Source organism: Sulfuricurvum sp. (assembly GCF_049587615.1).
Taxonomy (GTDB): domain Bacteria; phylum Campylobacterota; class Campylobacteria; order Campylobacterales; family Sulfurimonadaceae; genus Sulfuricurvum.
This window is the reverse complement of the sequence record NZ_JBAVEF010000012.1, coordinates 64,554-87,427: the sequence shown is the minus strand read 5'-3', so window position 1 is coordinate 87,427 and position 22,874 is coordinate 64,554. Positions and strand designations below refer to the sequence as shown.

Below are 22,874 nucleotides of genomic sequence, written 5' to 3'. Positions count from 1 at the left end.
CTACTTTGCCTCGAAACTGAGTTCAATCGCGGGTGTCGGAAGGGAACGGATACCGTTTTTATCGACACTCATGATTTCGTAAAGATAGCCCGTATCGGGTTTGATATCGGTATCGCGGAAACGGGTGTCGGTGATATTGTTGATATCGACACTTTCGCGGCTGATCCAGCTGGTTTTGGTTGTTTTGACGACGGTATACGAGACGGTACGCGGATCGTTATTGCTCCATTCCAGTTCTGCGGCTTTGTTGAGTATTTTTCCCTCATACTTGATCGGTGTTTGCGGTTTAGGGAGGGTAGAACCCTGGGTAGCTACTGCGGAGAGAGGACTCTCAAGGCCATCTTTATCAACCGCCGTTATTTTGTAAAAATAGAATTTTCCGTCTTCGGTAATCGTATCGGTAAACGTAGTTGTATCAAGTTTAACGTGGTAATCAAACGGACCCTTTGGCGAGGTGGAGCGATAGATGTTGTAGTGACTCAAATCATTGATCATGCTTGCTTCCCACCCCAAGGTAATGGCACGGGGGAGATTATTGGTGCTGGTGATATTTTTGATCTCCGGAGGGAGCGGTTTTGTGACCACTTTGGTTATTTCACTCGGTTCGGTTGAGAGTTTGTCAAACGTGGTGGCTTTGATGCGGTAAAAGTAGACTTGACCGTCTTTTAGTTCCGTATCGATGAATTCGGCATTTAAACGCCCTGCAATCGTAGCGATTTCGGACCATTTTTGGTCGGTTGCATTTTGCCGTTCGATAAGGTAGCCGTTGATTTTCCCGTTCGGATGGGGACGCCAGAGGAGCTTGGCGCTGCGGGGCATATTGCCGACCGACTGGAAAAAGCTGACGGGGGCGATCATCGGCTGTGTGGCGACGAGCATCGTTTCACTCGCAACCGATTCGCTTCCCTCTTTGGTAATGGCCGCAAAACGGTATTGGTACTCACTCCCCGGCTTGAGATCATGATCGACATAATGGGTGGCAAAACGGCTCTCAATCGTTGCGATGCGCTGAAGCTTCTGATCCTCGGCACCCGGAGTGTTGCGATAGACGTAATACCCTGTTACTCTCGGATCACTTAGAGGTTTCCACTCAAACGCGACCGAAGTGATGTCGGCGATAAATCCATTCATCGAGGGGGTAGGGAGAGATGAATCAATCGTAACGGTTTTAGGCGGTGTGGGCTGAGGGGCACAGCCGCTAAAGAGACTCAGTGCTAAAGAGACGCTCAATGCGTATCGGATCGATGAGTTCATTGTATTCCTTTGGATCAAAATGTTTATTTAAATAATCTTCCATCACACGATCGAGTGAAGCGGTAAAGTGAACCCTCTTTTTCGTCGTCGGATGGGTGAAATAGAGGACATAGGCATGAAGCAAGATACGTTCCATTTTATCGCTTTTGGCCGAGGTTCCGTAGAGATGATCGCCGAGAATATGGCGGCTGATGGACTCCAAATGGACCCGTATTTGATGGGTCCGTCCGCTGTAGAGCTTGCACACGATCAGCTCTTCGGTCTCGTCATGGCTGGGGAGAAGTTTGCGAAACTCGGTTTTGGCACTTTTACCCATCTCATTGATAGCCATTTTGAGACGGTTGTGTGCGCTCCGTCCGATAGGGCGGTCAATGATGGTGATCTCCTCTTTCATCGGAGGGGTGATGACGGCCAAATAAAAACGTCCCATCGTTTTGTCTTGAAGCTGGAGCGAAAGGGCTTCATGCGCTTCGTTGTTTTTGGCGATGACCATCGCCCCGCTCGTTCCGCGGTCGAGTCGGTGGACGATTCCGTGACGCTCTTCACCGCTGAGGGTCGAGAGGGCGATCCCTTTGTGTTTGAGCCAATCGACGAGGGTCGCCTCTTTGACACTCGGTGCGGGGTGGACGGTGAGGGAACTGGGTTTGTTGATGACGAGAATATCCTCATCTTCAAACAAAATTTCGACCTCGAAATCGATCTCCTGCGCCGGAGTCGATTTTTGCTCCGGGAAGCGGATATGAACCGTTTGATTTGGTTTGAGTTTTAACCCTGATTTAGCGGTTGCTTTACCGTCTACGCTAACGCACTCCTGTTCGATGAGCTGTGCGATTTGGTTGCGCGTCTGCCCCAGCTGCTGGGTTAAAAAAACGTCCAGACGAACCGCCGCATCGGTGGTAAAGATAGATTCTTCTTGTCTCATAGGTCTCCATAGGTGTGATTAGAACTCTGCTGTGCTACAATTAGCAAAAAAAGAAGGACCGTAGTGCTCAATATTGATCGACGAATTTTAGCACACTTTGATTTCATAACCATTATTTTATTGATTCCGCTTGTTTTTACTTCAGGTTGGCTGATTTACGAAATCCACCCCACCTTGGGACAAAAACATTTCGTTTATGTTTCGGTCGGAATCGGTGTTTTTATCACCCTTTTTCTCCTTCCTGTCCGGAAGATGTTATGGATGATTCCGATAGCATACTGGGGGAGCATTCTGCTCCTCATTGCCGTAGAGTTTGTAGGACACTCCCGACTGGGGGCCAAGCGGTGGATTGAGATTCCGTTTATCCATTTCACCCTTCAGCCCTCCGAGCTGATTAAACCTGCCTTTGTCCTGATGCTCGCCTATCTCATCAGCCGCAATCCCCCTCCGCGTGAGGGCTACGGATTGAAAGCATTTATAAAACTCTCGTTTTTTATCCTTTTGCCGTTTTTCCTGATTGCCAAAGAACCCGATTTGGGAACCGCCACCGTTTTGGCCTTGTTAGGGTTTGGGATTTTATTTATCGCCGGGGTGAAGTGGAAAATCTGGATCGGGTTGGCGGTTACGTTCGTCATCTCTCTGCCGCTCATTTATACCCAGCTGCATGATTACCAAAAGCAGCGTTTGTATGATTTTGTCGGTGAAAAACCGAGCTATCACGTCGAGCAGTCGATTATCGCCGTAGGCTCAGGGGGATTTTTCGGAAAAGACAAAGAAGACGCCACCCAAACGCAGATGAAATTCCTCCCCATCGCATCGAGTGACTTTATCTTTGCCTACGTCGTCGAGCGGTTCGGTTTTTTCGGAGCGTTTTTGCTCATCTCCCTGTATGCGGCGTTGATCATCCATCTGATGATTATTGCCTTTTGGACCGAAGATTACTATATCAAAGTCGTCGCAGGGGGGCTGTCGCTCCTCTTTTTCATCTATATGGCGGTCAACATCGCCATGACGATCGGAGTCGCCCCCGTCGTGGGGGTTCCTCTGCCGATGTTTAGCTACGGCGGGAGCAGTTTCGTCAATTTCATGGTCCTTTTGGCCATCATGGAAAACCTTGTCGCTTATCGGTTTCGATATCTTTACGGCGATACCGGTAAAAAAAGCTTTTTATAGTAATAGTTGTTACACACTTTTCGAGCAAAGCTCGCAAAGTGGCAGGGACACCCAGCCGGTACTTTCGTACATCGGCATGGGTTCCAAAGCTAAAAAAGCCAAGCAGTTGGCATTTTTGGCGCTTTTCACCCGTACATCCCCCTAAAGCTACCCGCATCTTTCGGATGCGAGAGAAGACTAACCTTACGCCTTATGAAAAAGGTATGTAAGGTCAGTCTAATTAAAGAACGTTTATAATGGCGCTCCTCAAACGGGTCAATAGTTCAGTGGTTAGAGCCCCCCGCTCATAACGGGGTTGTCGCAGGTTCAAATCCTGCTTGACCCACCACCTCATCAAAATAATCTCCTCTAATCTCCTCTAATATTCTCTATTTAACCTTATGTAGCTGCCTAAAATAGGCATTTTTAACGCTAATTAGCCTCTAATACCCTTTTTTTATTTCATATCATCTAAGTTCTTAATGTAGTTTTTCTACAAAGTAAAGGACGATCCAGTACTTTTCTCCTACCGTAATAAAGTACTTCATGTCTTGATAGCTCTTTTTTTCAAATGCGTTGGACACATTTGAAGAAAAGGTTATTCAACACAAAAAAATATTAATTTGTATTGACAATGACGGAAAATACGGTAACATAGCAATTCTTGATAATGCAGAAGGGATATCTGCTGAAATCTTAGAGAAGATATTTCTTCCGTATTTCACAACAAAAGATCAAGATAAGGGTACGGGCATAGGGCTTCATATGAGTAAAATGATTCTTGAAGGACATTGCCATGGATCGATCTATGCAAGCAGCAACGGCGTATATGCTATTTTTACCATCAAACTGCCATTGGAGAGTAAACAATAATGCACGTTAAAGATATTCTAAAAAAACTGACCCTCTATGCGGAAGGGATGAGAGTTTTATATGTCGAAGACGAAGAACTGATACGGGAAAATACGGCCATGCTTTTTTCGAGCATATTTTCCGTTGTTGAAACCGCCAGCAATGGAAAGGAAGGATTGGCCCTTTATCAAGAAAAGAGCTATGACTTGGTAATCACCGATATATTGATGCCGGAGATGAATGGAGTCGCTATGATCCAAAAGATCAAAGAGATCGACCCTTTACAAAGCGTCATTGTCACTTCTGCATGCGAAGACAGCAGTTATTTGCTTGAACTGATCAATAACGGTGTCGCGCAGTTCATTCTAAAACCGATGAAAACCGATAATATGATCCAGACACTCTACACGGTATCCCAAAATATCTACAATGCCCGAAAAGTTGAAGAGTTTACGGCACATCTCAAACAAGATCTCATTCATCAGTCAACCCTTCTGGAACAATACAAAGAGATCGTTGACGTATCGATGATCGTTTCAAAAACGGACTTACAAGGAAATATTACCTACGTCAACGATGCTTTTTGCAATACCAGCGGTTACGGCAAAGACGATATGATCCGATACGGCCATAACATTATCCGTCATGAGGAGACTCCGCCCCATTTTTATGAGCATTTATGGCAGACCATTTTGGACAAAAAAATATGGCACGGTACGATCAAAAATTTAAAAAAAGATGGGACCCATTATATTACCGACACGACGATTAAACCGATATTGGATGAATTCGGTCATATATTGGAGTTTATCAGTATCAGCTACGATGTGACACAGATGCATAACCTGAACGAAGAGATATGGAATACGCAGCATGAAATGCTCAATCTCCTCGGTGAAATCGGCGAAACCCGTTCCAACGAAACAGGTAATCACGTTCGGAGGGTCTCGAAATATTCGAGACTCCTTGCGGAACTTTACGGCTTAAACGATGAAGATGCAACGCTCATTTACAGTGCATCACCGATGCATGATATCGGTAAAATAGGTATTCCTGATTCAATTCTTCTCAAACCCGGTAAACTTGATCCAGAAGAATATAACATAATGAAAAAACACAGTTCTATCGGCTATGATATCCTTAAAAATTCTAAGCGCCCTTTGCTTCAAGCCGCAGCGATCATTGCCCGTGAACACCATGAAAAATGGGATGGCTCGGGATATCCTCGGGCTTTATCGAGGGAAGATATTCATATTTACGGTAGAATCACCGCATTAGCGGATGTTTTCGATGCCTTAAGCTGTGTACGTGTTTATAAAAAGGCGTGGCCGATGGAACAAATTATCGAATATATCGTTAATGAACGGGCCAAACATTTTGATCCGGATCTCGTTGATATATTTATGGCGAATATTGATACTTTTATTGCGATTTCAAAAGAGTTCACTGATTGACAATATAATTTTTTTTTGGTTTAGGAGACCTTTTGACAACGTTCAGCAGCCAATATCAAATCATAGATACCTTACATGAAAATCTTACCACCGTGGTGTATAGAGCTACTCACCTCTCGACAAAACAAAGCGTTATTATCAAAATGCTCAAACAAAGCGTGCAGGATGATCACAATATAGCGCAATTCGTTAATGAATATCAGATCCTTTCGACGTTAAAGTCATCGAAAATTATCAAGATGGTCAATGAAGTTGATATCCGATCGAGATATATACACATTTTCGAAGACATCGGCGGGGATTCTTTGTTCAATTTTCTTCAGGAGGGGTGCTTTGGGCTGGATGAATCACTCGATATTGCAATCGATGTTGCCGATACTATCCGCTATTTGCACCAAAAACATATTATCCATGCCGATATCAATCCTAAAAATGTCATCTATAACCCGAAAACAAAAGCCGTCCAGATAATCGATTTCGGCTATTCGATTTACGACGACCATTACCGTTTTAATAACGATGTCAATGTCGGAACATCCGGGAACCTGTTGTATATGTCACCGGAACAGACGGGCCGGACCAAGCAAAAAATCGATCACAGAACCGATTTTTACAGTTTCGGGATGACGCTGTACCATCTCTTCTCCGGACGATTGCCTTTTGATGCAAAAGATCGGTATGAACTGATTCACAAGCAAATCGCCTTAGACCCCGTTCCTCTTCATGGGCTCAAGGATACCATACCGCTCGTCCTATCGAACATTGTCGAAAAACTGATTGAGAAACAGCCGGACAGACGCTACCAAAGCGATGATGCCATTGTGTATGATTTGAAACAGTGCCGCCAATTGTTTAAACGCTCAGGGGGGATTGAAGAGTTCGTGATTGCGACCCAGGATCGTCCTTTATTCAAATTCGGCGAACGACTTTTCGGCAGGGAAAAAGAGATATCGCTGCTTAGGCAAGCGGCCGAAAAAGCCCTTTCGGGCAGTTCGGTAAAGATGCTGGTATCGGGGAGCTCAGGGGTGGGGAAAACCCGTTTGATAGAAGAGTTTTTCACCTATATCAATACCGGCGGATTCCGTATTTTCAAAGGGAAGTTTGAACAATATCAAACGGCTGCTCCTTATCATATATTCAAGCAGATTTTTTCGCAGTTTCATCTCTATCTTAAAAACCATACTCAGGGAAAAAAAGAGTTCAAAATTCATCCGAACAGTATTCAGGTTTTGTGTCAAGTCTTCCCTGAATTATGCGAAATTTTTCCGTTGCCTTCCGATCAGCCATGCCATTCATCCGAAGAGATCAGCAATCAACTCCCTTATGCCCTTGAAGATTTTTTTACCCACATAGTAACGGCCGAGGCACCTTTGATTTTGTTTATGGATGACCTGCAGTGGGCAGATTCGGCATCGGTAGAAGTGATACAAAAATCGATTCTTGAAATCAGCAATCCTAATCTTCATTTTATCGCGAGTTACCGCGACAATGAAATAGACGGTATTGGTAAATTAATAGAGACGATTGATAACAAATCACGTTTTGAGTGCTATGCTTTTCATCTTTTGCCTCTCAATGAGCAAGATATCAATACTATCTTGTATGAATTTTTGCATGAGAAGAGTGAACAGACTCAAAATTTCGCATCGCTCATCTATAAAAAAACAAACGGTAATCCGTTTTATATCAAAACATTTCTCCATCACCTGATTGATTCGAACGGATTACGATATGAGAACGGCAAATGGAATTACTCCCTTGAACATCTAAAATCCTACAGTGCTAGTATTAATATCGTCACGATTATCAATGCGCAATTTTCTCTTTTGGACGCTGCGGAACAATTATATCTGCAGTATTTGGCCATATTGGGCAATCGTAACGATTTAGGCCTTACCCTGACTATTATGGATTTTTTGGGACAACCGAACCATTTGTTGGAAGATCTGGAAGAAAAAGGGTTCATCGAACTATTGGGAAGAGAGTATCAGTTTGTTCATGACCAAATCCATCAGTTCGTTTTCTCCTCGATCGAGAAGAATGTTAAAAAAGAGATTCATAAAGAGATAGGCCACTATCTCGAACGGATTTCCAAGGAGAAAAACAAAGCCAATGCTGTCGCCATAACGCATCACCTCAACCATGGGTACGATATCGGCCATTTCCCTTCCAGACTTTATAAATTGAATGTACAGGCACTTGATGAAATGATCAAAAACAACTCCTATGCGCTAGCCATGGAGCATGTCAGATGGATCGATACCCATTTATTCCACGAGCGATCATGGGGAAATGAACGGGCTTTGACATTTCATTATCAATTACTCAAAGGTAAGACCCTATATCTAAATGCATTGCATAACGATGCGTATACGCATACCGTACTGCTGATGGCAAAAGCCAAAAACATAAATGAGAGACTGATGTGTTTCACATTGCTGAAAAACATCTGCGTAACAAAAGGGAGCCATTTTAATGAGTTGATCGAGTTCGGCGATAATTTATTAAAAGAGCTTGGACTGCAAATTCCGAATGCAGATAATGAGCTCCATAAAATAGTGGAAAAGCTGGACCGAAAAATCAAAAACAATCCCCTTTACGGTACTCCGGACGAGATAGTCAAACTGCCAATATTGCAAAATCAGCAAAAACAAAAAATACTATCGTTACTGGTCGATTACTGGGAAGCTGCTTTTTACCTTGCTGATATCGAATGGATGCAATGGGCTTATTTAAATATCATCGATCTCTCTTTCCGTTTTGGCAATTCGAGTGAATCGTCCTTTGGGTATGTCCTTTACGGAGCCTCAATGGTTTCAAAAGGGGAGTATACGCAGGGGTATCGGTTCGGTATAGTCTCACTAAAACTCAATCATGAACTTAATGACAAGAGTATGCTTCCGAAAGTTCACAATTTTTTTGCCAACTTTATTAATCCCTACATAAAACCGCTCTCCTCGAATGTTGCTTTGTATCAAAAAAGTCTTCAACAAAGCAAAATGAACGGAGATATCATATTTGGAACCTGGGCTAATTTTTTAATGCATTTTTCCGATTTTCTTGCCGGTGAATCGTTGGAAAATCTTCGTCAAAATATCATTAGAGAGCAGACCTTTATTCTGAGATCCGGTGATACCAAAATGATCGCTGTATTTCAGGTTTTGACCAATACGGTGCGCTACCTGCAAGATCCGTATGCTCAGGATTTCGCAGCAGAAGAAAAAGCGATCGCATTATGGGAATCGGAACATTTTTACCCCGGTTTGGCCTGGTATGGTATCCTTAAAGCGCAAACCTGTTTTATCGAAGGTGAATGGAAAAAAGCCTACAAGTTTTTAGAATATTTTGTCCATTACAGTTCGAATGAAGTGATCATGTTTCCGAATATCAGACTCCATTATTTGCGTGCATTGCTTCTGCTAAACAAACGAATCCCTTTGAGCGATGCCGAAACGGCACTTTTAAACGGAGATCTCTTAGCGTGCGACTCCTATTCCAAGGCTGCACCGGCCAATTATAAATTTTGGAAATTGCTTCTTAAAGCAGAGCGGATAAAATCGGATGATAACCATTGGAATGTGGCAAAGGCCTATGATGAGACATTAAAAGAGGCCCGAAAAAGTAAAAATCCGTTTTTCATTGCAATGGGCAATGTATGCGCGGGGCGGTATTGGAAAAAACTCTCCTATCCGGAGATGAGCCATTCGTATTTCAATGAAGCCGTTGTCGGACTGAATCAGTGGGGAGCGTATGAAGCGGCAAAGCGGCTAAAAGAGAAATATATCATCCCTACCGTATCCGTGTCAAATATGATGGAAAGCTCATCAAACAGCTCTTTTATGAAATCAGAACCCGCTAACTTCCAGAGTCTGTTGAAATCATTTCAAGCCATTTCGCAAGTGATGAACACGGATGAACTTGTGACGACGTTACTGAAAATAATTTTGGAAAATGCGACCGCCAGCAGAGCTGTTTTGATGTTTAAAGATGGAGAAGATTTTTACAAAAGTGCCGGCATCGATTTTAAAAATGGGGAAATTGAATTTTTCAATAAACCGCTGAACGAAACAACCTTCGTCCCGCAACATGTCCTGTCCCATGCTATCAATATGAAAAAGAATATCACTCTGGAGAACCCGGCTGAGAGTGGAATGTTCCAATACGACGAATATATCCGACAACACAGACCGGCTTCGTGTTTTGTCACTATTGCGATGATAGAAGGCTCCGTCCAGGGAGCTTTATATATTGAAAACCGTGATGTAGTGACACCTCTAAGCCCCGATACGGTTCAGACGTTACGTCTTTTGTTGACACAATCGGCGATTATTTACAAAAATGCATCTCTTTATGAGTCACTTAAAATTAACGAGAAGAGTCTCAATAAGGCACAGCAGATAGCGCATATAGGGAGCTGGCAATACAATAGAGCGACTGATGAGATAGTATGGTCGGCGGAGACGTATCGTATTTATGACCTTGAACCGTTTGAAATGAGTATTGATGACAATTGGTTTATGCGCCATCTCCATCCTGAAGATGAAATGATAGTACTGGATGCATTTGAAAAAGCGATGAGCGGACAGCACTATTATGATGTCACTCACCGTATTGTGACGGCAGCCGGTAAGATTAAATTCGTCCATCAGCGTGCGGAGGTATTTTGGGAGGGGGAACACCAAAAGATGTCCGGAACGATTCAGGATATCACGGAGTTAAAACATTCAGAGGCGCTGATCAGCCAGCTGTCACAGGTCGTGGACCAAAACCCCTATACCACTATTATCACCGACATAGACGGTTCTATTGAATACGTCAACAAACAATGTCTCAATATGACGGGATATTTTCAACATGAACTGATTGGCCAAAATATGAATATTTTCCGATCCGGCGTTCATTCTGATTCTTTTTACCGGGAGCTTTGGAATACCATTTCCCTTGAAAAAGAGATATGGCGCAGTACCATGGTTAACCGGATGAAAAATGGTGAGCACCGCGATTGTGAGTCGACGATTTTTCCGATATTTGATACCCATGGCGAGATTGTCAATTTCGTGACGATCCAAGAAGATGTCACCGAACGCAATATTAAAGACAAGCTCTTCTTGATGCAGACACGGCAGGCTCAAATGGGAGAGATGCTTTCCATGATCGCCCACCAGTGGCGCCAGCCGCTGACGATCATGAGCGCTTATTTAGGCCGGGAAAGGATCAATATTTTCCTTCAAAAAGCGACTATGGAAGATTTTGTGGAGAGTATCGATGCGATCGAATTACAAATACAGTACTTATCGCGTACGATCACCGATTTTCGGGATTTTTTTAAACCGGATAAACAGGCTGTTGCCACTACCAGCGCTACGGTATTTTCTAAAACCCTCAACCTTATCGAACATTCGTTGATACAAAATAAAATTGCGGTCCATCAGACACATAGCAACGATCATCAATACAGAATATTCGAAAACGAACTGGTCCAGGTGATGTTGAATCTTTTTAAAAATGCACAAGACGTATTTGAAGAGCGGAGCACTGTCTCCCCTGAGCTGATGATTATGACGGACCAGCAAGAGGGAGAGGTGATTATCAGCGTTGAAGATAATGCCGGCGGAATTGATCCGATTTTGATGGATACGATTTTTCTACCGTATGTTTCGACGAAAAGCCATACGGGGACCGGCTTGGGACTCTATATGTGTAAAACCGTCGTTGAGAATCATTGTCACGGAACGATAAAAATAGAAAATACCCAAAAAGGGGCAAAATTTATCATTAGAATTCCGATTCAAGAGTGTAAATGATCTAAATATTAAAAAATATCATTCTTAGGATACGTAAAAAAATGAGAGATGAATGCAATATACAAAATCTTTCAAATAATAGGTTATGCCCTTTATTAAATAATCTGTAGTCATCTTTAATATAATGAAAGTGAATTAATTATGAATCTAACCCAAGAGCAGACGAAAGGATTGATACTTTTCGCGGATGACGATATGGATACAAGAGAGTCTATCTCAAGACTGCTTGAGCATGTGGGGTACTGTGTTAAAACAGTCTCAGATGGAAACCAAGCGCTCGATTTTTGCAAAGAGACTCTGCCGGATTTACTATTGAGCGATGTGATAATGCCGGGGTTGGATGGACTTGGTTTGCTGCAAACGCTTCGCAGCAATCAAATGACGGCTACGTTACCCATAATTTTAGTGTCAGCATGTGCAGGTCAAGATGCTAAAATGGAAGCAATACTTGCAGGCGCGGATGACTATCTCACTAAACCTCTTCATGCTGCTGAATTGGTGGCAAGAATCGATGGTGCCGTAAAACTAGGTAAACTTAGATATGACTCCGAACAGTTTTATCGTACGGTGTGCTCGTCGGTTTATGAAGCAATAATTATTTTAAAAAACAATTTTGTGGTTGACTGTAATGATATGGCTTCGAAGCTGTTTGAAACGACAAAAAATGAATTCATCGGAATGAATATTCTTAATTCGACGTATCATTTTGAATGTCGAGGAAATGATTTTTTGCATTATTTAACTTCTGCATCTGAAGGGTCTACAAGGATGGAGTGCTCCTTATTGCTGGGAAACAATTTAAATAAGACTAAATACCTTGATATGACGCTTTCACGTTTTGGTACGGATCCAAATAAAATGATATTGATTGCACGCGATATAACTGAAAAGCTTGAAGAAGAAAAATTATTTAAAATGCAAGCTCGCCAAGCACAATTGGGAGAGATGATTTCCATGATCGCACATCAATGGCGCCAGCCATTGTCGATTATTAATGCAATTGCAGCACAGATACGCCTCAAAGAGCTGATGAAAGAGCAGGGGGATTTTGCTCTGATAGACAATTTGATAAAAATTGAGCAGCAATGTGTTCATTTGTCACAAACAATTTCGGACTATAGAGATTTGTCGAGTCCTAATAAAGAAAAAGAGGACGTTACATTCTCCAAATTAATACATCATGCAATTAGCCTTTTAGACCATACCTTTAAAGATAAGGGTATTGAAGTGCATGAGATTATTAGAGATGATGTTATACTCAAGACGTTTTATAATGAAGTACTTCAGGTTCTCATCACCTTGCTGAAAAACTCGGTTGATGCCTGTGAAGAAAATAATAGGTATTACACAATCACAATCACCGTCGATCACGATGAGGAATACGGTATTATCAAGGTCCATGATAAGGCAGGAGGAATCTCAACGGATTTAGTTAATAAGCTTTTTACACCGTACTTTACGACTAAAAATAAAAAGAATGGTACCGGATTGGGCCTTTACATGAGTAAAATGATCATTGAAGATCATTGCAAGGGGTTGTTGGAAGTCAGCAGTGAAGGTCAGGAAACATTATTTAGTATCAAACTTCCGAAGCAATAGCCTCAAGAGTGAAAGAAAGATTTCAATAGAATATTAGTTATTCTAAAACTGATTTTTAGGAGTTCCCAAAAACATGAATCAGCTGTGGCGCGTAACGCTTATGAAGTATTTTATGCTAGAATGATTATCTTTGTTTATATATGTCATTTTAGAAAGTAACACCGGTATGAATTATTCTCCAAGCTTTTTATCTCCATTAACTTACCTTTTCCGATTGTTTCTTTTGATTTTGGCCATCGGCTTGATGAGTTGTGCGCAAGCCAATGATAATATCGTTCGTCTGCAGCTGCGATGGCACCACCAATTCCAGTTTGCCGGTTATTATGCCGCTCTCGAGAAGGGATTTTACAAAGAAGAGGGTCTAAACGTTCAATTGGTCGCAGGCGATCCGAAACATCAGCCGGTAAGTGAAGTTCTTGCAGGCAAAGCCCAGTATGGGGAGGGGAATAGTGAAGTTCTTCTCAATCGATTGCAGGGAAAACCGCTTGTCGCTTTGGCATCCATTTTTCAGCACTCTCCGTCGGTACTGCTGGCACGCAAGGACTCTGGGATCAATACGGTACATGATCTCATCGGAAAAAAAGTGATGCTGATGAATCGCACCGAAGATTCAGACTTTTTGACCATGTTCTTGGATGAAGGGGTCAAACCCTCCGACATTGACCTTCGCTCCAGCAGTTACGATCTCAATGATTTGATTTCGGGAAAAGTGGATGCATTCAACTCTTATCTCACGAATGAACCCTTTTTTCTGCAACAGCAAAATATTCCCTATACCGTAATCAATCCCGTCAATTACCGTATTGACTTTTACAGTGATATTTTCTTTACCACCGAACAGGAATTAAAAGAAAATCCAAAACGGGTCGAAGCAATGCGCCGGGCGACACTGCGAGGATGGAAATACGCTATGGACCATCCCGATGAGATCATTGATCTGCTCATCCGTAAATACCATGTTGAAAAATCGCGGGAACATCTCGAATTTGAAGCCGCAGAGATGCGTAAACTCATTTTCCCTGATTTGATCCAAATGGGTCATATGAATCCGGAGCGATGGCAGCATATGGCCGATACCTTTGTCAAGGCAGGTTTGGTGAAGCCTGGATTTACGCTGGAAGGTTTTATTTATAACCCAAATAGTGCTCGCCTTCCAAAATGGGTCACTTCAGCCTTTGTCACAGGTGTCGTACTGATCTCCTTTATGTTGGGTATTTTGCTTTATGTTTTGTGGTTAAATCAACGCTTAAAAGAGACCAAAAAAACGCTTGAAGAGAGTGAAATCCGTTTAAAAGAATCCCAAAAAGAGCTAGAAGAAATTGCCTATTATGATTCTCTGACTCATTTGCCAAATCGTCTCTTATTCTTTGATCGCCTTAATGTCGCCATGGCTCACAGTCGTCGCAATGATCGATTTGTTGCCGTCGTATACCTCGATCTAGACGGCTTTAAAACGGTTAATGATACTTATGGGCATGCGGTTGGAGATGAGCTTTTAGTGGCTATTTCGAAGCGGATGATTGATGTGCTTCGCGAAGAAGATACACTGGGACGAATGGGCGGTGATGAGTTTATTGCCGTATTGGGAAATTTGGAAAATCCCAAAGATTTCGAACCGATTGTTGAACGTCTTCTTCGCGCCGCGTCCGATCCGATCATTCTAAAGAATGAGACCGTGCACGTTTCGGCAAGTATTGGAGTCACTCTCTACCCTCTTAATGCGCAAGATGCGGATCATTTGGTACGGCAGGCGGACCAAGCGATGTATGAATCTAAAAGAGATGGAAAAAATCGTTACTCGCTATTTGCATGAGAATAATATTGGTATGTGTAGATAGATCATGGACGAAGTGTGGCAGTCCATACATGGATTATTTCGTCATTACACTTCTCACAATGAAAATGATTTAAGGTACCGAATCAGTCAGTACCCCCATTTTTATTTACATCGAAGATAACAAATACAAGCTATAATTCACTTATCTACAGCTTCAGACCAAGACCTTTAAACATCAAATCTGAGGATAACACTATGCGCGGCATAATCTTAGAGTATAACAGCGATACCCAAAGCGGACTTATTGAAGATGAGGAGGGCAATTGCTATCCCTTTGATATTCACAACTGCAAATCTTTGATTAGGCCCATGATCGGTGCTGAAGTTGATTTTGTATCCGACGGTGACGTCGCAACCGATGTCGATGTCCTATCCGCTTATACCGATGATTATCACCCCGATGCGCAAAAAACTTCCGCTGCGTCGAAGATACTGATAAAACTTTCTTTGATTCTCGGAATCGGTGCATTTTTGGCGGTCATGATCTATTCGGAAATCGAACGCAGACACATCAACGAGACCCAAAAGCAGTATCACGCGCAACTCATGAAAATAAAAGGGTATGTCAACGAAGGAAATTGTACCGAAGCGGCGTCGGAATATTCACGCGCGCGGGAGACACGCAAGAGGGTTTATGAATTGGGACTCTATTACAGTATTGAGCCGTTTGCGAAACAGGCTCACGCGATAGAGATCGCAGAGTGTTTTGCGCAAAGCAACGATTTTATCAATGCCGTCAAGATCCTGGATGCGGAAGAGGTTCACGATGCCGACTATCTCAGAAAAGCATCCGGGATTTATGAAAACGCGGGAGAAAAATCAAAAGCCCAAGAGGCGAAATCCAAAGCGGACAAATACGATCTGGCGAAATAGATTTACCGCATGATCCGGCAGAATTTCAGTTATGGTTTATGGCGCGTTGGGTAAACTGAAGTTATGAAAAAAAGCTTTTTAGTTTTGCTTATTTTTGTCACTGCGACGGTGGTCCAAGCAAATACCGATCGCTATGACGGTTATTTCGACGAAGCGGGAAAGCATTACAATATTCCCCCTTTGCTGCTCAAAAAAATCGCAACGATCGAAAGCGGTATTAATCCCAAAGCTCTTAACCGCAATGCCAACGGAACGCTTGATTACGGTCTTATGCAAATCAATTCAGCCCATTTGCGACGCCTTTCGAAGTGGGGAATCAACGAGCAAAACATCCTTGATCCGAAGGTCAATATTTTTGTCGGAAGCTGGCTCCTCTCCGAACATATCAAGACCCACGGGTTTAATCTCCAAGCGGTAGGGCGTTATCACTCTGCAACGCCCGTATACAAAGAAAAATGGCTTCGCCGTCTCACCGCATCGTTTAAATAGTTACCGCCCCGCCAAGCCTTCTCAATTAACAAAGAAATTTCATGTCGTGCAGCAGAGTGTATAATAGCGGTATGAATAATCTTAAAAAAATAATGATTGCTTTTGTTTTATCGTGTACGCTGCTCGAAGGTGAGGAGTATACGTTTGGTGATGGGTTTCAATTGGGAGATTCTCCGGTCATTATCGGCGGCTATCTCTCCTCCGTTTATGGAATCGAGAAAGATTCCCGCGTGTTCGATATCGATGATCTGGCGTTGCTGGCGTATGGTGAATTTGATCAGTATGATTTTCTGGCTGAGTTTGAAGCGACCGATCTCTATCGAAAAGAGTTCGGTGCCCATGCGGATGAGAGCAGCAATAGTACGTTTCACATCGAGCGGCTTTACGGTGATTATTATTTCGGGGAGAATGAGCAGCTAAGGGTCGGAAAATTCAACTCTGATGTCGGATTCTGGAATCAGATGCCCATTAATGTCTTGCGTGACACGACCTCCAGCCCCAATCTCGTCAAAGATTTTTTTCCGAAATTAACAACCGGTATCCATTACGAATCGCGTCAATCGGAGCGTGCGATCCGTCGTCTCTCCTTGACGCTGCAGCACAACGCTGATATTGATCGTGAATACAACAATTTTACGGTTGATCGGCACTATGCGTTTGCCTGCGATGTGGGGGAGAAAGAGACGTTATGGCGCTTTGGAGGGGGGTATTTTCGATACCTCCCGGCACACGAAGCGTTGTATGCTCTTGGTGCGTTTAGGATGGAGAAAAAGGGGTGGGATTTTCTTTTCGAATCGATTGTACGGCGCGACACGGACGATGATAAACTCTCTTACGATGTGTACGCGCAGGGGGTTTGGCATTGGAGGGCGGAGCACGATGCCATTCTTCGGACGGAAGTTGAAAAAGCCCCGCTAACCCGGTTCCATGACACTACGGTTGTTGCAGGCTATACCTACCGTCCCCTCAGTAATGTGGCGTTAAAGGGGGAATATGAAGCCCATCAGGAGAGCCGTTTGAACCGCTGGCTCTTCTCTTTGTCGCTCCTTTTTTAGGTGACGGGGATGCGAAAATCACTTTTTATTGCGCTGATCTGCGGCGGATTGCTCCAGTTGGAAGCGGAAACCCTGGTGGTTGCTGCGGGCGAAAACTTCAGTGTTGACGCATTGGAGATTGAGGAGATACGGGGAATTTATTTGGGGAAACGGTTTCGTTTGGGGAATAAAAAAGTGATCCCTCTGAATCTGGGGATTGATCATCCGCTGCGCCGTCACTTTGAGCAGAATGTTTTGGAAGAAGAGCGAAATACGCTGGCACAGCATTGGCTTCGTGCCCATTATCTCGGGCATCATACCCCCAAGGTGTTTAAGAGTCAGGAGAGTGTTGCTGAATTTTTATCAAAAGTAGAGAATACTCTGGGATATGTCGAAGAAGAGACGGCCCAAAAATACCATCTCAAAATCCTTTTTCGTTCAAAAGAGTAAACGATGAGCCGCCGATGGAATCATTTACCGATCGTTTATAAGCTGTTTTTAGCACTCTTTGGCAGTATCGCGGTGATTATTATCGTTTTGCTCTCGTATTTGTGGGGGTATGAATCGGAGCTCATGCTCAAAAAAGAGCAGGATATTCTTCATCTCCAGTCGGTATCTGCAGCAAAAGATTTAAAGACCCATATCGAAAGATTGCAAAAAGAGATCCTTTTCTTGTCCCGTCTCGAAGTGATGGACGATATGATCGTGCGGGATATGGACAGACGCATCACGAGCCTCCTGAAACAAAAAGGGGACGATTTGGGGGAAGATATCTCTTTGTTTATGGTCGGACCCGATTTTACCGTCTATGCCTCCTCCAACGTCAATCAGATCAACACCGCTTTTACCGAAGCGCATGCTATTGCCCCTGCGGTTAAAAATAAAAAGCCGTATTTTTTTCTGGGAAAAAATCTGTATCTCATTACACCGGTTTACGGATCTTTTAATACGAACGATTTTTTAGGGTATCTGGTGCTGTCGTATCCGTTGAAAAACTTTGCGCTCCAGCTGAAAAGTGATCAAAGCTTTTATCGATGGTTGACCCCCCCGGCATCTCTCTCACCTTTTTATAAAAGTGATTCTCCCCTCTCGGATGCCAAGGACTATTTGCATGATACGATTACCCTGGAGGGGATATTGGAGGGGTGGGTCCTCCATTTTGCCATCCCGAAAAATGAGACGCTTGCCCTGTTGTACCATTTTCAAACCCTTTTGTTGAGCGGATTTGCTATCGGACTCGTCATTATCGCTTTTTTGGTATGGATCATTGTCCTTCGTATTGTCACTCCGCTTCGTTCTCTTTCGGATACGGCGAAGCGTATTGCGATGACGGGGGATTATAGGCAAACGGTTCCTGAGACGGGAAATGATGAGGTGGGGATGATGGCGAAAACGTTTAATGCCCTTATGTCGACCACGCGCCTGAGTATGGAGCGGATCGAATTGTTGGGAAAAACGCAGGCTGCACTCCGATCCAAATCGTCCTTTTTATCCGCTATGTCGCATGAGCTGCGGACACCGCTAGGATCAATCCTCAGTTTGACACAATATCTGATGACACAGCCGCAAACCCCCGAACCGATGTACGAAACGCTCGGAAAAATCGAAAATTCGGCCCACCATTTGCTGGGGGTGATCAATAATGTTTTGGATTTTGCCAAAGCAGAATCGGGGAAAATGGAGCCACATCTTTCACAGTGCGATCCTATTGCCCTCATCGAGGGGGCGTTGGAGTTGGTTTCCCCTCTGGCGGAGGATAAAGGGCTGCAGATTACGACGAAATTTGAGCCTTCTGTTGGAGTGTTTAGAAGCGATCCGCGTCTTTTTGGGCAGGTGGTTATCAACCTCCTCTCCAACGCGATCAAATTTACGGAACACGGATCGATAGATCTATCGCTTCGTTACTACCGAGGTATTTACATGCTGGAGGTCAAAGACAGCGGATGCGGCATCGCACACGAATCGTTGGCCCATCTGTTTGATGAATTTTATCAAGTACGCAGTAACGGTCAAACGTCGTTGGAGGGAAGTGGATTAGGGCTTGCGATCAGCAAACGGATTGCCCTTTTGCTCAGAGGAGATTTGGTGATCACCAGTCCGGGAGAGGGGAAAGGGGCAAGCGCTTCGTTTCATTTCAGGACGTTTTAGAGTTAGCGGGAAATCATATAGCCCACTCCGCGTACGGTCTGTATCAGTTCATCGGCTTTGAGCTTTTTGCGGAGATTTTTGATATGGGCATCGACAATATTGCTCGCACTCAGATGGTCAAAGTCTCGACTCAAATGCTCGGATATTTGATAGCGGGTCAAGACAATGTTTGCATTGAGAACCAGCAATTCCAGCAACTCAAACTCTTTTGCGGAGAGTTTGACCGGTTCATTCTCCACAAGGACGCTCCGCGAAGAAAAATCGATAATCAGTCCGCCTAATACGAGGTGCGTCTGTTTTTGGCTGCTTTCACGGCGTAAAAGGGCACGTATCCTGGCCAACAGTTCGATATTCGAAAACGGTTTTTCCAGATAATCGTCGGCTCCGCAATCGAGAGCTTCTACCTTCTCTTCGACCTCTTTTTTGGATGAAAAAAGCAAGATAGGGGTTAGCATCTTTTCATGGCGTAGCCGGGTGAGCAGATCGATTCCGCTTCCATCGGGCAGCATCCAGTCTAATAAAATCAGATCGTATTTTTTTTGGGAAATAGAGATTTCTCCTTTGCGGAGCGTTTCGGCAATATCAACGTGATAGGCCGCATCGTTCAAAAGTTGCCGGAGGGCAAAAAGGAGTTCTTCATTATCATCAATAATTAAAATATGCATTGATCACCCCTTTTCATCAAAAATTCATAAACGTAGTTTACCATAACGGCAAAAGTATCATAAAAGGAGTCAACATGCGTCACGCGATTGGACTTATATCATCGGCCATGGCCGCCCTCATTTTATCAGGTTGCGGCGGTGGCGGTGGAAGCGATAGCAGTACGACACCGACGGGAGTAGCTACGGCGACGTTCATTGATTCTCCCGTATCCGGATTGGAATTTGAAAGTGCCACACAAAAAGGGATCACGGACGGATATGGGAATTTCGCCTACAAAGAGGGGGAGAGCGTTACCTTCCACATCGGAAATCTGTATGTCGGAACCGCCAAGCCTAAAGAGGGGAAAATAACCCCGCTCGATATTATCAATACTGCGGATATGAACGATGCGCGCGTCGTCCGCATTTTACGAACGCTCCAATCGCTTGACAGTGACGGTAACGCAACCAACGGTATCACGGTTGATCCGGTCATCGTCAAGACGCTCGAAACCCAGCCTCGTGTCGATCTCGATGAGGTTGCCACGACCGATGATAATGTCACCGCCCTCATCGGTGCGTTCAAAGTTGACGGTGAAACCGCGAAGAGCAATTTTACCCCGGATGCTCCGTCGAACAAAGAGAAAGGGTATACCCCGCCGAGTACAACGACGGGCGGAGGAACAACGGGAAGTGATATCGGAAACAGCGGAAAATATACGCTGGTGGCCTGGAATGATTTGGGGATGCACTGTGTGGATGGCAAAGATTACTCGGTGTTCAGTATCCTCCCTCCGTACAACAATATTCACGCCCATCTGATCAATAAAGATCTTACGAGCGGGAAAAGTATCACAAGCGGGGTAACGATTACGTATGAAGCGGTTGCCGATACTACGGGATCGATCAATACGACGAGTTCGGGTAAAACCAATTTCTGGAGCTATATCCAAAAACTCTTCGGTTCCGTTTTTGGCATGGATACCGGATTGACCGGTAAAAAAACACAAAGCGCTACACCGGAAGCTATGGCGTACAACAGCACGCACGGATGGTGGGAAGCCGAAGGGATTCCCGTCGTCCCATACGATGACAAGGGGATCAAAAATTATTATCCAATGGTCAAAGTGGTGGCGAAAGACAGCGGCGGTAATGTACTGGCAACGACCAAAGTGGTGCTTCCCGTTTCCGATGAGATGAGCTGTACGAAATGTCATGCCTCCAACAGCGTAGCGGCGGCAAAACCCTCAGCCGGTTGGGTCAATGATACGGATGCCGAAAAAGACTGGAAGAAAAATATCCTGAAACTGCATGATGACAAACACCCCAATGCAATCGCTACGGCAGGGATGGGGGGAACCTACACGGGCGGTACGCTGTTGGCAACGTCCAATGCGGGGCAGCCGATCTTGTGCGCTTCATGCCACAAATCCAACGCCTTGGGAACAGGGTTGAAAGCAGGTATCAAACCCCTCACCGAAGCGTTGCATTCGAAACATGCGAATGTGATCGATCCGGATACGGGTACCTCGATGAATAGCAGTACGAACCGTGATTCGTGTTACAAATGCCATCCGGGTTCGGTTACGAAGTGTCTGCGCGGTACGATGGGGAATGCTAAAAAAGCGGATGGTTCCAACGCCATCGACTGTCAAAGCTGCCACGGCAGCATGAGTACGGTCGGATCATCAACACGGGAAGGGTGGCTCGATCAGCCAAACTGTCAACAGTGTCATGACCGAAACGGATCCTCTACCGCAAATTTTGCCCGCTTTACGACGGTTTTTTCGAGCGGAACGACCTTGCGGACGACACTGGATACACGATTTGCGACCAATGCCAATACGCCGATGACGGGTAAATCGCTCTACCGATTCAGTAAAGGGCACGGAAATCTGCAGTGTGAGTCCTGCCACGGTTCGACCCATGCCGAATATCCGAGCAGCCATGCCAATGACAATGTTCAAAGTGTACAGCTGCAGGGGCATACCGGAACCATTGCGGAGTGTTCGACCTGCCATACAACGGTGCCGACCGATTCGGCAAGCTTTGCGAAAGGTCCCCACGGTATGCACGCGGTAGGGCAAGCTGCCGTCAGTGCTCATGAAAAAGTGGCTGAAGCGAATAAGGCAAGCTGTACCGCGTGTCACGGTTCTGATTATCGGGGCAGTGTCCTTTCGAAAACATGGGCGGCAAGAACGCTAAGTGTAGAAGGAAAAACAAAAACTTATAAAGCGGGTCAGATGGTGACCTGTTACGACTGTCATAACGGTCCAAACGGGGATTGATTTTCTCCTGCGGGGTTTGCAATGAGCCCTTAACGCGGCACTTCCACCATGATTTCCTGATCATCGCAGAACAGGGCCGCAAACCGCCCTGTAGCCGATTCATACCCGCGAAAAGTCGTGCATCCGGTTGCAATCGTGTCTTTGTGAACACCATAAAATTTGGTAGGATCGAGGGGAAGATGGATCGGTTCAGCCGATTCGAGACGAATCAGGGCATTGTCTTGGCGCATGACTAACCATGCGACATGGGGGAGGGCAATCTGGTGAAGTGTTTGACGGGTTGGCTCCAACATGATAAGGGTGTGTTCACTGTCCCCTTCGACTATTTTCATGGTATCGGCCTGCGCGAGATCACGATACAAGAGGGAGCGTATCCGTTCATGCTCACTGAACCGTTCCCCTTTTTCGGTATAAAAAAGCTGCATAAGGCGAATCTGATCGATTCCGCCGTACAAAAAAATGGCGATGAGACTAAACAACAGAAGGCTTACCAGCAATTCAATCAGAGTAAATCCGCGCCGCAT

The 22,874-nt window shown here is 44.5% G+C and carries 16 protein-coding genes and 1 tRNA gene; 13 read left to right on the top strand and 4 right to left on the bottom strand.

The features are described from left to right. Positions 1-1,254: a fibronectin type III domain-containing protein gene (locus WB308_RS01040; RefSeq protein ID WP_424188116.1), complete on the bottom strand. Its 1,254-nt coding sequence runs from the start codon at positions 1,252-1,254 to the stop codon at positions 1-3. Next, positions 1,199-2,176: an RluA family pseudouridine synthase gene (locus WB308_RS01035; RefSeq protein WP_424188114.1), complete on the bottom strand. Its 978-nt coding sequence runs from the start codon at positions 2,174-2,176 to the stop codon at positions 1,199-1,201. The genes WB308_RS01040 and WB308_RS01035 overlap by 56 nt, the downstream gene beginning before the upstream one ends. 63 nt (positions 2,177-2,239) lie before the next feature. Between WB308_RS01035 and WB308_RS01030 the strand changes: the two genes are divergently transcribed. From WB308_RS01030 to WB308_RS00975, 12 genes are all read left to right on the top strand, one after another. Further along, on the top strand, positions 2,240-3,349 hold the full coding sequence (locus tag WB308_RS01030) for an FtsW/RodA/SpoVE family cell cycle protein (protein ID WP_424188112.1): 1,110 nt from the start codon (positions 2,240-2,242) through the stop codon (positions 3,347-3,349). A gap of 252 nt (positions 3,350-3,601) precedes the next feature. Next, positions 3,602-3,677 (top strand) — tRNA-Ile (locus WB308_RS01025). 227 nt (positions 3,678-3,904) lie between these two features. After that, positions 3,905-4,201: an ATP-binding protein gene (locus WB308_RS01020; RefSeq protein WP_424188110.1), complete on the top strand. Its 297-nt coding sequence runs from the start codon at positions 3,905-3,907 to the stop codon at positions 4,199-4,201. Then, entirely contained in the window at positions 4,201-5,634 is a 1,434-nt protein-coding gene (locus WB308_RS01015) for an HD domain-containing phosphohydrolase (RefSeq protein WP_424188108.1), read from the top strand. The genes WB308_RS01020 and WB308_RS01015 overlap by 1 nt, the downstream gene beginning before the upstream one ends. 32 nt (positions 5,635-5,666) lie before the next feature. Beyond that, positions 5,667-11,438: a protein kinase domain-containing protein gene (locus tag WB308_RS01010; RefSeq protein ID WP_424188106.1), complete on the top strand. Its 5,772-nt coding sequence runs from the start codon at positions 5,667-5,669 to the stop codon at positions 11,436-11,438. Positions 11,439-11,579: 141 nt separating this feature from the next. Further along, the gene (locus tag WB308_RS01005) at positions 11,580-13,037 is read left to right on the top strand and encodes a response regulator (protein ID WP_424188104.1); all 1,458 of its coding nucleotides are present in this window, start codon (positions 11,580-11,582) and stop codon (positions 13,035-13,037) included. Between the two features lie 166 nt (positions 13,038-13,203). Beyond that, a complete protein-coding gene (locus WB308_RS01000; protein WP_424188102.1) occupies positions 13,204-14,850 on the top strand; it encodes an ABC transporter substrate-binding protein in 1,647 nt (548 codons plus the stop codon). Between the two features lie 219 nt (positions 14,851-15,069). Beyond that, positions 15,070-15,747 (top strand): hypothetical protein, encoded by a 678-nt coding sequence (locus tag WB308_RS00995; protein ID WP_424188100.1) that lies wholly within the window; start codon positions 15,070-15,072, stop codon positions 15,745-15,747. A 63-nt stretch (positions 15,748-15,810) separates the two neighbouring features. After that, on the top strand, positions 15,811-16,236 hold the full coding sequence (locus WB308_RS00990) for a lytic transglycosylase domain-containing protein (protein ID WP_424188098.1): 426 nt from the start codon (positions 15,811-15,813) through the stop codon (positions 16,234-16,236). Between the two features lie 71 nt (positions 16,237-16,307). After that, complete coding sequence (locus WB308_RS00985) at positions 16,308-17,291, top strand: hypothetical protein (protein WP_424188096.1); 984 nt, start codon at positions 16,308-16,310, stop codon at positions 17,289-17,291. A 9-nt stretch (positions 17,292-17,300) separates the two neighbouring features. Beyond that, positions 17,301-17,720 carry a hypothetical protein gene (locus WB308_RS00980; RefSeq protein WP_424188094.1) on the top strand — a complete coding sequence of 140 codons (420 nt, stop codon included), beginning with the start codon at positions 17,301-17,303 and terminating at the stop codon, positions 17,718-17,720. Positions 17,721-17,723: 3 nt separating this feature from the next. Next, the gene (locus tag WB308_RS00975; RefSeq protein ID WP_424188092.1) at positions 17,724-19,418 is read left to right on the top strand and encodes an ATP-binding protein; all 1,695 of its coding nucleotides are present in this window, start codon (positions 17,724-17,726) and stop codon (positions 19,416-19,418) included. A gap of 2 nt (positions 19,419-19,420) precedes the next feature. Here WB308_RS00975 and WB308_RS00970 read toward each other — a convergent pair whose 3' ends face one another. Beyond that, complete coding sequence (locus WB308_RS00970; protein ID WP_424188090.1) at positions 19,421-20,083, bottom strand: response regulator transcription factor; 663 nt, start codon at positions 20,081-20,083, stop codon at positions 19,421-19,423. 74 nt (positions 20,084-20,157) lie between these two features. Here WB308_RS00970 and WB308_RS00965 point away from each other — a divergent pair, with 74 nt between their 5' ends. Beyond that, positions 20,158-22,350 carry a hypothetical protein gene (locus tag WB308_RS00965; RefSeq protein WP_424188088.1) on the top strand — a complete coding sequence of 731 codons (2,193 nt, stop codon included), beginning with the start codon at positions 20,158-20,160 and terminating at the stop codon, positions 22,348-22,350. A 29-nt stretch (positions 22,351-22,379) separates the two neighbouring features. On the opposite strand, the gene WB308_RS00960 is transcribed toward WB308_RS00965, so the two are convergent. Further along, a complete protein-coding gene (locus WB308_RS00960; RefSeq protein ID WP_424188086.1) occupies positions 22,380-22,874 on the bottom strand; it encodes a prepilin-type N-terminal cleavage/methylation domain-containing protein in 495 nt (164 codons plus the stop codon).